This window comes from Asticcacaulis sp. P4_H10, from assembly GCF_056400965.1.
Window position 1 is genome coordinate 29,791 of record NZ_JBFUKH010000004.1, and the last position, 15,197, is coordinate 44,987.

The 15,197-nt window shown below is 62.9% G+C and carries 5 protein-coding genes; all 5 read left to right on the top strand.

Features of this window, described 5'->3' with window-relative positions; genetic code table 11:
• Positions 1-21: 21 nt before the first annotated feature.
• Entirely contained in the window at positions 22-11,355 is an 11,334-nt protein-coding gene (locus AC1DON_RS08330) for a cadherin-like domain-containing protein (protein ID WP_476934321.1), read from the top strand.
• Between the two features lie 257 nt (positions 11,356-11,612).
• Complete coding sequence (locus tag AC1DON_RS08335) at positions 11,613-12,500, top strand: WecB/TagA/CpsF family glycosyltransferase (RefSeq protein ID WP_476934322.1); 888 nt, start codon at positions 11,613-11,615, stop codon at positions 12,498-12,500.
• 74 nt (positions 12,501-12,574) lie between these two features.
• Complete coding sequence (locus AC1DON_RS08340) at positions 12,575-13,078, top strand: VanZ family protein (RefSeq protein WP_476934323.1); 504 nt, start codon at positions 12,575-12,577, stop codon at positions 13,076-13,078.
• Between the two features lie 266 nt (positions 13,079-13,344).
• On the top strand, positions 13,345-14,166 hold the full coding sequence (locus AC1DON_RS08345; RefSeq protein WP_476934324.1) for a phosphonate ABC transporter ATP-binding protein: 822 nt from the start codon (positions 13,345-13,347) through the stop codon (positions 14,164-14,166).
• Entirely contained in the window at positions 14,159-15,193 is a 1,035-nt protein-coding gene (phnD, locus tag AC1DON_RS08350; RefSeq protein ID WP_476934325.1) for a phosphate/phosphite/phosphonate ABC transporter substrate-binding protein, read from the top strand. Before AC1DON_RS08345 ends, phnD begins: the two co-directional genes overlap by 8 nt.
• Positions 15,194-15,197: the final 4 nt, after the last annotated feature.

Below are 15,197 nucleotides of genomic sequence, written 5' to 3' on the forward strand. Positions count from 1 at the left end.
TAATTACAGGGACATTTCACCATGGCCGACGGTAACGATCTCGACAACATCCTCAATGGCACCGCGGGTCCGGACTCGATCCGGGGCTTTGCCGGCAACGATCATATCGATGGCCTGGAGGGCGCGGATACGCTTGACGGCGGCGACGACAACGACGTCCTGAACGGCAGCGCGGGTGATGACAGCCTGCGCGGCGGGACCGGGATGGACACGCTTGACGGTGGCGCGGACAACGACAGCCTCCTCGGCGAGGCGGGCGCGGACTCGCTGCTGGGCGGTGCGGGCGCTGACACGATCGACGGCGGTACCGAGAATGACACGGTTGGCGGCGGAGCCGGTAATGACTCGGTTCTCGGCAGCGAAGGCAATGACAACCTGTCGGGCAATGAAGGCAGCGACACGCTCACAGGCGGTATTGGTGACGATACGCTTTACGGCAATGCCGGTTCGGACAGCCTGGTTGGCGGTGACGGCAACGATTACATCGAGGACTCTGAATCGATCAATACGCTGATCGGCGGCGATGGCAACGACACCCTTTACGGTCAGTGGCAGGACGGCGGCGCAGGCAATGACCGCCTGCAGAAGTACGGCTACGCCTATGACGGCACCTATCGTGCGGTTAGCCTGTCGGGCGGTGACGGCGCCGACACGATCTACGGCTATGACGGCTACACGACCGACGGCAATCACGACACCCTGTCGGGCGGCGCGGGCGCCGACTACATCCAGGACGATGGCTACGCCAAGGAAATCTACGGCGACGCCGACAACGATACCATCTACGCCTCCAGCGGAGACGACACTGTCTATGGCGGTACGGGCGATGACTCGATCCGTGGCGAGAACAACAATGACAGCCTGATTGGCGGCGACGGCTACGATGAGTTCGACGGCGGCCAGGGCAATGACACCATCGACGGTGGCGATCAGGCGGACACGGTCTACTATTCGGGCGAAGTCGGCGATTATACGATCACCGAAGATGTGGGCGCCGGCACGATCACGGTCGTCGACAACCGTTCCGGGTCGCCCCAGGGCACGGACGTCCTGCGCAACGTCGAAATCCTGAGCTTTACCGACAATGACCTGGTTTACGGCAGCAATCCCGGCACGGTCATCAACGGCACCGTCGATCCGGATACGCTGAACGGCACGCTGGGCGACGACACGATCAATGGCCTGGCGTCGAACGACTCGATCAACGGTCTGGGCGGCTCGGATTCGATTCTTGCCGGTGATGGCAATGATACGGTGAGTGGCGGCAAGGGCGCCGATACCGTTATCGGCGGCCTGGGTGCGGACAATATCAGCGGCAACCAGAGCCATGACAGCCTGGAAGGCAGTGAGGGCAACGATACCCTTTACGGCAACGAAGGCAACGACACCCTGTCCGGCGGCGCCGACAATGACACGCTTTACGGCAATGCGGGCGCCGACAGCCTGATCGGTGGCGCGGGCAACGACTATATTGAGGACTCGGAATCGATCAACACCCTGATCGGTGGCGATGGCAACGACACCCTTTACGGTCAGTGGCAGGACGGCGGCGCGGGCAATGACCGCCTGCAGAAGTACGGCTACGCCTATGACGGTACTTACCGCGCCGTCAGTATCGGGGGCGGCGATGGCGCTGACACGATCTACGGCTATGACGGCTACACGACCGACGGCAACCACGACACCCTGTCTGGCGGCGCAGGCAACGACTACATCCAGGATGACGGCTACGGTAAGGAAATCTACGGCGATGCCGACAACGACACCGTCTATGCGTCCAGCGGCGACGATAGTGTCTATGGCGGTACGGGCGACGACTCGCTCCGTGGCGAGAACGGCAATGACAGCCTGATCGGCGGCGATGGCGACGACTCGATGTCGGGCGGCCAGGGCAATGACATTATCGACGGCGGCGGCGGCACCAACCTTGTCTATTTCTCGGGCAACCGCAGCCAGTACACCATCGTTGGTGATACGACGGGTGTGACGGTCATCGATAACCGTTCGGGCTCGCCGGACGGCACCGACACGGTCACCAACGTCCAGACCCTGGTGTTCGCCGACCAGCAGGTCTCGGTCGAAACCGGCATTGCCGGCGCCAGCATCACCGGCAGCGAAGGCGACGATTCCGGCGCCAGCGCCCTGACCGGCACCATACTGAATGACACGATTTCCGGCCTTGGCGGCAATGACCGCCTGGAAGGCCTGGCGGGTCTCGACTCGCTGCTGGGCGGTGCGGGCAACGATACGCTCGTCGGCGGCGTCGGCAACGACACCATGGACGGAGGCACGGGCGCCAACCAGGCGATCTTCGCAGGCACGCGCGCCAGCTATGCGATCACGACCTCCAGCGGCGTCACGACCGTCACCGACAACCAGCCGGGCACGGATGGCAATGACGGCACCGACACCCTGACCAATATCCGCACCCTGGTCTTCTCCGACCAGACCTTCATCATCAATACCGCTCCGGTCGCGGGCAGCGACTCGACCTCGACGGCCGAGGACAACGCCCTCAACATCTCGATTGCGACCCTGCTGGGGAACGATACCGATGCCGATGGCGACGCCCTGACCATCTCCGGTATTGCCGGCGTGTCGGGCGGCAGCGCGGTCATCAGCGGCGGCAATATCGTGTTCACGCCATCGGCCAACTTTACCGGCCTGGCGCAGATCACCTACACCCTGTCGGATGGCTTCACGACGTCGAACGGCAACATCAACGTCCAGGTCACGCCGGTCAATGACGACCCGGTGGCTAATAACAACAGCTATACCGTCAATGGCGGCGCGGTCCTGAACATTGCGGCGCCGGGCGTGCTGAACAATGACACCGACGTCGACGGCAATCCCCTGACGGTATCGGCGGTCGATACGACCGGCCTGCACGGCACCCTGACGCACAACGCCAACGGCAGCTTCAGCTTCACGCCCGAAGCCGGCTTTGCCGGTGTCACCACCTTCAGCTACACAGTCAGCGACGGCGCCGGCGGCACCGATACGGCCACGGTCAGCATCACGGTGGAATCGGCCGCGCCGAACGGCGTCAACGACAACTACTCGGTCCATGCCGGCGACGTTCTGACCATCGCTGGTCCCGGCGTCCTCGGCAACGACACCGATCCGAACGGCGACGCCCTGACGGTAACGGCAATAAATACGACCGGCACGCGCGGCACGGTGACCTACAGCGCGGATGGCGGCTTCGTCTTCACGCCGGAAGCTGAATTCTCGGGCTCAACGACCTTCAGCTATACGGTCAGCGACGGCGCCCTGACGGATACGGCGACCGTGACCATCTCGGTCCAGAACGCCGCCCCTGTTGTCGGCAACGACAGTTACACCGTCCTGCCGGGCCAAACCCTGAACGGCACCAGCCTGCTGGCCAATGACAGCGATGCGGACGGCGACGCCCTGACCGTTGTCGGCGTCAATACGACGGGCCTCAATGGCACGCTCAGCTGGAACCCCGACGGCACCTTCACCTTCACGCCGAATGGCGGCTTTGTCGGCTCGACCGCGTTCAGCTACCAGGTCAGCGATGGCAATGGCGCGTCGGGCCTGCGCACCGGCTATGCCACGATCGTGGTCGGCGGCGGCAGCTATGACGGCAATGCCGACAACAACAACATTACCGCCAGCCCGCTGGCCGACACCGTCAATGGCTTTGCTGGCAACGACACCCTGTCGAGCGGCGAGGGCGACGACAGCCTGGATGGCGGTACGGAAAACGACAGCCTCTATGGCGGCGGCGGCAACGACACTGCCCACGGCGGCGCGGACAAGGACTATCTGAACGACTACTCGGGTAACAACCAGATGTTCGGCGACGGCGGTGACGACACCCTGCTCGGCACCGGCACGCTGGACGGCGGCGAAGGCAATGACCAGGTGACGGTCTCTACCGGCCAGGGCCTGGGCGGCACGGGCGACGACACCGTAACGGGCGCCTTCGGTGCACAGACCCTGATCGGCGGCGACGGCAACGACAAGCTGGAAGGCCTGCACGGCGACGACAGCCTCGAAGGCGGTGCGGGTTCCGATATCTTCCTCGGTGACTCGAACCTGGACGGCAACGACACCATGAACGGTGGCGCGGGCTATGACGTCGCCTATTACAGCGGCAACAGCACCGACTACACGATCACGACGCTGGCCGGTGTCACCACCGTGGTCGATAACCGTGTCGGTTCGCCGGAAGGCACCGACACGCTTACGAATATTGAGCTGCTGATCTTCGAAGACGGCGAGTACTACCTGTCGCCAACCGTGGCGGGCGCGCTGATCAACGGCACGACCGCCGACGACTCTATCCCCGGCGCGGGCCCGTTCTTCTTCACGGACGTGGATGGTTCCGACACGATCGACGCCATGTCCGGCTTCGACCGCGTCAATGCCGGCGGCGGCCACGACCTGGTGCTGGGCCGCATCGGCAACGACGTGCTGCGCGGTGAATATGGCAATGATACCATCATTGGCGGCTCGGGTGACGACACCCTGCTGGGCGGTACCGGCAATGACGTGCTTTACGGTACCAATGCCACCGTCGGCGGCTTTGCCGACAATGCCGACGGCAATGTCGACGGCAATCCGGACTTCGATAATGACAGCCTGGATGGCGGCGCCGGCAACGACACCGTCTACGGTGGCAATGGCGCGGACCTGATCACCGACAGCCTCGGCCAGAACATGCTGTTCGGCGGCGAAGACGGCGACACGGTCACAGGCACCGGCACGCTGGACGGCGGCGCGGGCAACGATACGGTCAGCGGCACGGGCGTGCTGCAGGGCGGCGCCGGTAACGACGCCGTCAGCGGCTGGGGCACGCTCTATGGCGGCGGCGACAACGACTATCTGGCCGTCTATACCGGCGGCACGGGCTATGGTGAAAGCGGCAACGACACCCTGGTTGGGGCGCATCCCTTCGGTACCGACGGCGCGCAGACCCTTGACGGCGGTTCGGGCGACGACGTCATCTACGCCAACTGGGGCGCGGACAGCGTTGATGGCGGCACAGGCAGCGATACCCTCTATGGCGGCGATGCCAACGACACCATCAATGGTGGCGGCGGTGACGACACGGTCAATGGCGCGCAGGGCAATGACAGCCTCGACGGTGGCGACAGCTACGACGTCGCGACCTACGCCCAGCGCCGCGAGCAGTATTCGATCATGCAGGACGGCGCGGGCGGCTACTATGTCGTTGACAACCGCACCTCCAATGGTGACGAAGGCGAAGACCGCCTGAACAGCTTCGATATCATCCGTACCTACGACATCGAGTTCGAGGTATCGAACGCCAATACCGGCCAGGTCTTCACCGGCACGGCCGGCAACGATACCTTCACCGGCACCTATTACGACGACAGCATCACTGGCGGTGCCGGCGATGACGTGCTGGGCGCGGCCCTGGCCCTAGCGACGACCAGCGTCCCGGGTTCGGCCGACATCGGCAACGACATCATCTTCGGTGGTGACGGCAACGACACCATCAATGGCGCAGGCGGCTTCGATCGTCTCGACGGCGGCATTGGCAATGACGCCATTATCGGCGACACCGGCGAAGATACCCTGCTGGGCCAGGACGGCAACGATACCCTGAGCGGCGGCAGCGACAACGACACGGTCGATGGTGGCGCAGGCGATGACAGCATTCTCGGCGATGCCGGTAATGACCTCATCACCGGCGGTGCCGGCTCCGATACGGTCGACGGTGGTACGGGCAATGACACGATTACAGCTTCGGGTACGGTCGGCGGCGCTGACGGCGACGACTATATCAGCGGCTCCGGCGTTGTCTCCGGCGATGCGGGCGACGACACGATCTTCGGTGCTGGCACGCTCGACGGCGGCCTCGACGATGACCATGTCTACGTTCAGAACGGTGGCACGGGTCTCGGCGGCGAAGGCAACGACACCCTCTATGGCTATACGCCGGGCACCTATGATGGCGGCGACCAGGTCCTCGACGGCGGCCTCGGCACCGACGAACTGAACGGCTATGGCGGCAACGACACCCTGATCGGCGGCCAGAACGACGACACCCTGACCGGCCACCAGGGCGCGGACCTGCTGTACGGCGGTTCGGGCTTCGACAAGGCGCGTTACGGCGGCAACATGCTGGTCCGGACGGAGACCAATGATGGCCTCGGCAATGTCACGATCGAAAGCGCCGACTACATCATCACCTACAACCTGGATAGCGAAGGCTACATCACCGACGGCGCGGTCATCACGGCCAAGACCGGCTCGGAAGGCACCGACACCATCTACGGCGTCGAGCTGCTGGTCTTCGCCGACGACGAACTGGACCTGCCGTTCGGCGGCAATACCGGCATCGTCTATACCGGCACGGCCTTCGACGACATTCTGATCGGCGACTCGGGCGACGACACCATCAACGGCAATAACGGCAATGACCGTCTGGCCGGTGACGACGCCAACGACATCATCCACGGCAATGCCGGCAATGACGTGCTGTTCGGTGACTCGGGCGCGGATACGCTTTATGGCGACGCAGGCCTCGACCACATCTATGCCGGTTCGGGCAGTGACGAAGCCTTCGGCAATACCGGCGATGACACCATCGAAGGCGACCAGGGCTCCGACACCCTGCACGGCAACGAGGATAATGACCGGATCACCGATTACAGTGGTTTCAACCAGCTGTTCGGCGACGAAGGCAACGACTACCTGCAGTCCAACACCTCGACCCTGCGCGGCGGCATCGGCAACGATACGCTCTATGGCTTCGACGACCTGCAACAGGGCGAAGACGGCAACGACTACCTCTATGGCTCGGGCACGCTGCAAGGCGGCAATGGCCAAGACTCGGTCTATGGCTGGGGTCAGCTCGAAGGCAATGACGACAACGATACCCTGGGCGTCGCTGGCGACAGCACAGGAAAGGGTGGGCTCGGCAACGACCTGCTCTTCGGCTGGGCGCCCTACTATGCCGACGGCAGCCAGTACCTGGAAGGCAATGAAGGCTCCGACACCATCCACGGTAACTGGAGCAAGGACACGATCGACGGCGGCGATGCCGACGATACGCTGTCGGGCGACCAGGACGACGACACGATCATCGGCGGCTTGGGCACGGATATCGCGCAATATGCCCGCGACCGCGTCTACTACTCGGTGATCGAAGACGGCGTCGGTGGCTACGTCACTGTTGCCAACCGCTCCAATGAAGGCAGCGATGCCCTGAGCGGTGTCGAAACGGCGGTATTCACCGATATCAGCCTCGGCCTGACGGCAGCCAATGCCGGCGAAATCCAGATCGGCGGCGCAGGTCCTGACTCGCTGACCGGCGGCGGCAATGACGACAGCCTGGTAGGCCTCGGGGCCAATGACACCCTTAAGGGCCTGGCCGGCAACGACCAGATCCGCGGCGGTGATGGCGACGACAGCATCGAGGCGGGCGTCGGCTACGACGTTGTCTACGCCGATGCCGGCAATGACTATGTCTCCGGCGGCGATGGCGAAGACCTGATCTGGGGCGGTGCCGGCATCGACACCCTGGTGGGTGGTGCCGACAACGACACGATCAATGGCGAAGCCGGTACCGACGTCCTGTCGGGCGGCGACGGCAACGACAATCTGAGCGACTTCGACAACGCGGCGAACCTGCTGCAGGGCGAGGCGGGCAACGATACCATCAGCGGCTCGGGCACCGTCCTCGGCGGCGTTGGCCAGGACAACATCTATGCCTCCGGCAGCATCAGCGGCGGTGACGACAACGATGCCATCACCGGCTGGGGCACGATCCACGGCGACGGCGGCGACGATGTCGTCGCGGCCGGTGACGACGCCAAGGCCTATGGCGACGAAGGTAACGATGCCCTTTATGAATATGTCTGGTCGACCGGTGACCAGCACTTCTACGGCGGCAACGGCAACGACACCATCGGTGCGGGCTATGGCTCGGATACGCTGGAAGGCGAAGCCGGCAACGACTCGCTCAGCGGCGGCTACGGCGACGACCAGCTGTTCGGCGGCACGGGTCTCGACACCCTGCGCGGCGACGGCGGTGACGACAAGCTGTTCGGCGATGCCGGCGACGTGGCGGTCTACGCGGGTAACCGCAACGACTACACGGTCGTCGAAACGGCCGGCAAGATCGTGGTCATCGACAACCGCGCCTATTCGCCGGACGGCACCGACACCATCTACGGCTTCGAAGACCTGATCTTCCTCGACGGCAGCTATACCGGTACGCCGAACTACGGCTACGAATATTACGGCACGGCCGGCGCCGACACGATCAGCGACAACTCGTCCGCCGGTGTCACCTCGACGCGTCCGGGCAGCACCAATACCAGCTCGGGCGACGATACGGTCTGGGGCTATGGTGGCGACGATCTCATCAACGGCCTGGCCGGTGCGGACGTCATCTACGGGGGTGACGGCAACGACACTGTCCTGGGCGGTACCGAGCCTGACCGCATCTACGGCGAGGCTGGTGATGACAGCCTGATCGGCGGCGACGAAGACGATCTGATTCTGGGTGGAGACGATCAGGATACGATCACCGGCGGCGCGGGCGAAGACGCCCTCTACGGCGATGACGGCAACGACACGATCGACGGCGGCGACCAGGACGACGCCCTCAATGGCGGCGCAGGCAATGACTCGCTGTTCGGCGGCACGGGCGACGATACAGTCAATGCCGGTGACGGCGCCGACACGATCAACGGCTGGGTCGGCAACGACTCGCTGCGCGGTGGTGCTGGCAATGACGTCATCACCGACATCTACGGCGTTAACATCATCACCGGCGACGAAGGCAATGACACGCTGACCGGCAACGGTGCGCTGAACGGCGGTGTCGGCGACGACAGCATTACCGGCGGCGCCGGCGACGATACGCTGGACGGCGGCGACGGCTTCGACGTGGTGCGCATCAATGGCAACCGTGGCGATTACTCGGTTGTCGACCTGGGCAGCGGCAGCTTCGCGGTCATCGACCATGCCGGCAATACCGGCTCAGATACGGTCCGCTTCGCCGAAAGCCTCGTCTTCAATGACGTGACCTTCACGCCGATCTCCGGTGGCTCGGTCATCACCGGCACGGATCTGGTCGACAACCTCGTTGGCACGGCATCGGATGACTCGATCTCGGCGCTGGATGATGCGGATACGGTCACTGCCGGCGACGGCAACGACTTCGTCTTCGGCGGTGGTGGCGACGACAGCCTTATCGCCGGCAACGGCAACGACTATGTCGACGCGGGTTCGGCCAATGACGTTGTTTCTGGCGGTGGTGGCAACGACACCCTGCTTGGCAATGACGGCACCGATCTGGTCAATGCCGGCGATGGCGCGGACCGCGTCCTCGGCGGCTTCGGCAACGACACGCTGAACGGCGATGCCGGCAACGACACGATGCAGGGCGACAACAACGACGACCAGATCAATGGCGGCGCCGGCAATGACAGCCTGTCGGGCAACCATGGCAATGACTCGCTGAACGGCGGTGACGACGACGATAATCTTTATGACGTCGAAGGCACCAACTTCCTGAACGGCGGCAACGGAAACGATACGCTGGTTGGCTCGGGCAACCTCTACGGTGGCGCGGGCGCGGACAGCGCGACCCTGTGGGCAACGGCAGGTGTGGCGCTGGGGGAAGCCGGCAACGATACGCTGAGCGGCAGCGCCGGCAACGACACCTTGTCGGGCGGTGACGACAACGACCTGGTCTATGCCAACCAGGGCAATGACACGGTCGATGGCGGTATCGGCAACGACACCCTGTTTGGCGGGGCAGGCCAGGATACGCTCAACGGCGGCACTGGCGACGACTTCATCACCTCCAACGAAGGTCACGATATCGTCAACGGCGGTGACGGCAACGACATCGCGCGCTTCAATGGCCTGCGTTCACAGTACACCATTACCCAGGATGGTTCGGGTGGCTATTACGTCATCGACAACTTCCCGGAAAATGGCGATCAGGGCCAGGATCGCGTCACGGGCGTCGAAACCTTACGCTTCGACGACATGGACTTCATTCCGTCGGCGGCCAATACTGGCGTCTACCAGAACGGCAATATCACGCCGGATAACTTCACTGGTGGTGCGGGTGGCGACTCGCTCTCAGGTTTCGGCGGCAATGATACGCTGCGCGGCCTGGACGGTAACGATACGCTGCGTGGCGGCGACGGCAACGACTCGATACATGGCGGCAATGGCAATGACCGTCTCGACGGCGGTTCGGGTCGTGACAGCCTCTACGGCGGCGCTGGCGCCGACCTGTACATCATCGACGATGTCAACGACGTGATCGACGAAACGGTTGATCAGGCGGTGGACGACGGCGCGATCGACCAGGTCCAGGCAGACGCAAGCTGGACGCTCAGCGCAAACCTTGAAAACCTACAGCTTATTGGTGTCTCGAACATCAACGGCACGGGCAATGGCGGCGTGAATATCATTCGTGGCAATGTGGGCAACAACGTCCTGGATGGTGCGGCGGGCAATGACACGGTCGAAGGTGGAGCGGGTCACGATACCCTGTTCGGCAGCGCCGGCAACGACTCGCTGTCCGGTGGCGAAGGCTCCGACTCGCTGGAAGGCGGCGCGGACAACGATGTGCTGAACGGCGGCGTGCGCTGGGATACCCTGCGCGGCGGTGACGGTGACGACATCCTGGATGGCGGTATCGACAACGATCAGATGTATGGCGGTGCCGGTAACGACACCTATGTCGTCGATCACGTCGGCGACCGGGTCTATGAGAACTTCGGCGAGGGCACCGATACGGTCAAATCCTCGATCAGCTTCGCGCTGACGCCGGACACCGAAATCCTGTATCTGACCGGCATCGCCGACATCAGCGGTACGGGCAACGGCCTGGCCAACCAGCTCAACGGCAATGTCGGCAACAACACGCTGACCGGTGGTCTCGGTAACGACACCGTCAACGGCTGGGACGGCAATGACAGTCTGGTCGGCGGCAACGACCACGACAAGCTGTCGGGCGGCGTAGGCTCCGACACTCTCGTCGGCGGTCATGGCAACGACGTGCTGGGTGGTGGGGCGCAGGCGGACGACTTTGTTTTCTCGTCAGTCGCCATCAATGGTCACGACCACATCACCGACTTTGCGCATGGTGTGGACCGCCTGGTCTTCTCCGGCGCCGATTACGGCTTTGCGGCTGGCCATGTGCTGACGGCGGCGGAATTCACGGTCGGTGCGGCAGCGGTCGGGTCCGGCGCCCAGTTCATCTGGGATGGCGTGGCGCACAAGCTCTACTGGGATGCCGATGGCAACGGCGCGGGCGCGGCTTTTGAGCTGGCCCTGATCTCCGGTGGTGCCACGGTCACCAAGGACGACCTCTACTTCACCTGAGGATAGTCCTTGGATGCATAGAACTTGCAAGGCCGCCGGCTTTTCCGGCGGCCTTTTGCATTGTCAGAGTGTTTCACGCAACAGGCGGATTCCGTGCAGGGTTGTATACGGTAGCTTCTGTCGGATTCCCATGCAGAACATGTGCAGCGGACTTTCAGCGCCAGACTGAATTCGCTCACAGGATGAAACGTCAGCGTAAACGACCGTTTACTTTATCTTTTTAGCGGATCGCAAGCATAGCCAGGTATGCTAAGGGCATGAGTATTCCATACCGTCTGCAATTGTTGGGGGTCGATGTCGACGTCGTAAGGCCTGATCAGGTCATGGACTTCGTGTCCGAGCGCGTCGGCAAGGGCGTGCGGACGGTCATCGCCAATCACAATCTGCACAGCGTCTACCTGTTCCACAAGCATCCCGAAATGCGCGCCCTGTATCGTCGCGCCGATCTCATCGAAATCGACTCGACGCCGCTGATTGCCTGGGGGCGGTTGCTGGGCTACGACGTATCGACAGAACATCGCTGTACCTATCTCGATTTCCGCGAAACCTTCTGGACCCTGGCCCAGGAAAAGGGCTGGAAAATCTTCCATATCGGCGGTTGTCCGGAGCATATTCAGGCGTCGCATGACAGCATCGTCGCGCGGTATCCCGACCTGCATCTCCGCGTCCATAGCGGTTATTTCGACATCAATGGTCCAGAAAATGACGCCCTGCTCAATACACTGGCTTCGGAAGCACCGGATGTGATCCTCATCGGTATGGGTATGCCGCGTCAGGAAGTCTGGGTCGAACGCAACTACCGCAACCTGCCGTCGGCGGTTATCCTGCCGGTCGGTGGCGCTTTCGATTATGAGGCGGGTGTCACCTTCACGCCGCCGCGCTGGACCGGGCGCGCCGGCCTTGAATGGCTGGTGCGCTTTGCCCACGATCCGCTTCGCCTGTTCGGACGCTATTTCATCGAGCCGTGGAGCCTGGTTCCTCTTGCGGTCAGTGACATGATCCGCCACCTCAATCCGCAGAAGAAACCGGCCCGGTCGATCGCGCCTGTCGTAGATCTGCAGATGCGCAAGGATGCGTTGACGCGGACAGTTGCCGTCGACGCGCGCTCGACCTCTGGCAACGGCCTGCCTCAGGATGCGGCGTAATTAACGCCCGTTTACCACGTCCTTTCACCGTAAATTCGGGTGAACGCAGTAGGGTCGCGGCAAATGGAGTTCACATGTCCCGCGCCGCCAAAATCACCTTCCTGATCCGCGCCAGCCTGCTGGTCCTGACCGCGACGGTTGCCATCCTTGTATTCGGCCCGTTCAGTGGCGCCGAGGAAAGACTTGGCCTGACCGACAAGGAATCGCACATCCTGGCCTTCTACGCACTGGCCGCGCTGAGCCTTCTGGCCATGCCACGCATGCGCAAGTGGGACGTCGTGCTGATCTGCCTGGCGATTGGCGGCGTCATTGAAGTTATCCAGCCCTTTATCGGCCGCAGCGGCAGCATCCTTGACTGGCTGGCGGACGCGATGGGCGTCTTTCTGGCCGTGGTTCCAATGATGTTCGAGGCCGCACGCCGTTCGCTCAGGGGCGAGGGCCGGGAACGGACGCGCCTGCGCCGTCGCTCTGACACGCCGCACGCTGAGCCCGTAGCCGAAGATGCTGCCGCGCCGGTTCCGGCCGCACGGACACGCGGTCTGCGGCACCCCACGCACGGCCCCCGGTCCTGGCGATAGGTCAGGACTTGCCTCCCGCCCCGACAGGCTGAGAGACTTTTGGCAGCGGCATGAGACAAAAGCTCCCGCCTGAGTCAAATCCGGTTGCAACTGTCATGAAAATGCTAATAAGTCTCTCTATCTGTTTTTAGTTCCGTCCGCTTTTGCGGACGTTTTTGTGCGTCCGGTACGGATAGTCACGCTCTGCGTTTCTATTTTATCGCAATGTTCAGCGAAAAACCGCTGCACATGTTTCGCACATTGCTTAAGGGTTCCAGAGGTCCTGCATGCCGGCACCGCTCGTTGAGGTCAGATCGATCAGCAAGACCTTTACCCGCAAGGCGAAAGCAGCGGGCGGATCGGCGACTCACAAGGCGCTCGACAGGGTTTCCTTTTCCATGGCTACGGCCGAACGCATCGCCCTCATCGGGCCGTCCGGATCGGGCAAGTCGACCTTGCTGCGATCGATCTCAGGCCTGCACACCATCGATCGCGGCGAAGGCGTGGTGACTGTCCTGGGCAGCACGGTCCAGTCCAATGGCCGCCTGTCGTCCAATGTCCGCGCGACCCGGTCGCGCATGGGCATGATCGCCCAGCAGTTTAACCTCGTGGGCCGCCTGACCCTGTTTACCAATGTCGCCCTGGGGTTCCTCGGCAAGATCTCCGGCATGCGCAGCCTGTTTGGGATGTGGACGTCCCAGGAGAAGCAGACGGTCATGCGCGCGCTCAACCATGTCGGTGTCGCCGCCATGGCCGGCCAGCGCGCCAATACCCTGTCGGGCGGCCAGCAGCAGCGCGGCGCCATTGCCCGCGCCATTGTCCAGGGCGCTGAAATCGTGCTGGCTGATGAGCCGGTGGCGTCGCTCGACCCGGTGACGGCGCGCAAGGTCATGAAGCTTCTGGTCGATCTGAACGAACGCGACAAGGTCGGCGTCATCGTCACGCTTCACCAGGTCGACTACGCCAAGACCTATTGCAATCGCATCCTGGCACTCAAGGACGGCAAGATCGTCTATGACGGTCCTGCGGCCGGGCTGAGCGACGACATTCTGAGGGATATTTACGGGGCGGAGATCGAGGACGCCTATTGGGGAGAACCGCATGCTTAAGTTTGTGAAGACGGCTGCCATCCTGGCGCTCGGCGCCTGCGCCCTGACGCTGGTCTCGTGCGAGGAACAGAAGGCGACGTCCGCCAAGAGCACCGACATCACCTTCTCGATCCTGTCTGTCGAGAAATCGCAGAAGCTTGAAAAGCTTTGGCAGCCGATCCTGGCTGACATGGAAAAACAGACGGGTCTGAAGGTAAAGCCCTATTATTCCTCGTCCTATACGGCCCTGATCGAAGCCATGCGCTTTAATCAGGTGCAGGCCGGCTTTTTCTCCAGCTCGTCGGGCCTTGAGGCTGTCAAACGCGCTCAGGCCGAGGTGTTCGCGCATAACACCAATCCTGATGGGACCGACGGCTATACCAGCGTCGTTATCGTGCCCAAGGATTCGAAGGTGACGGTTGCCGATATCCTGAAGTGCGACCACAAGCTCAATTTCGGCATGGGTGACGTCAAGTCGGCTTCCGGTACGATCGTGCCAAAGGCCTTCCTGTTCCTGCCTGCCAAGGTCGATACCAACAATTGCTTCAAGACGGTTAAGTCCGGCTCGCACGGCGTCAACATCGAAAGCGTGGCAGCGGGCGTGCTGGACGCGGCCACGGCCAATTCCGATGCGCTGAACGAGTTGCGCGACACGCCAGAGGGCCAGGCCAAACTCGCCAAGATCAGGATCATCTGGCAGTCGCCGATGATCCCGAAGGGCGTGATTGTCTATCGTTCGGATCTCGATCCGGCCGCCAAGGAAAAGATTCGCTCCTTCTTCCTGTCCTATGGCACGGGCACGGGCCCCGAAGCGGACCGTCAGCGCGCCAACCTGCGCGCTTTCCAGTGGGGGCCGATGCGCCCCAGCGACGCCAACTATCTCCTGCCGGCGCGGCTGATGGAAGCACGTGTTGCGCTTCAGGAAGCGCAACTGGCCAATGACGAAAAGGCTGCGGCTGCGGCCCAGGCTGAAATCACAGCGGTCGAGAAGCAGCAGGCAAAGCTGGCATCGCCGACCGCGCCTGCCGACGCGCCGGCGGCTCAGTAAAGGA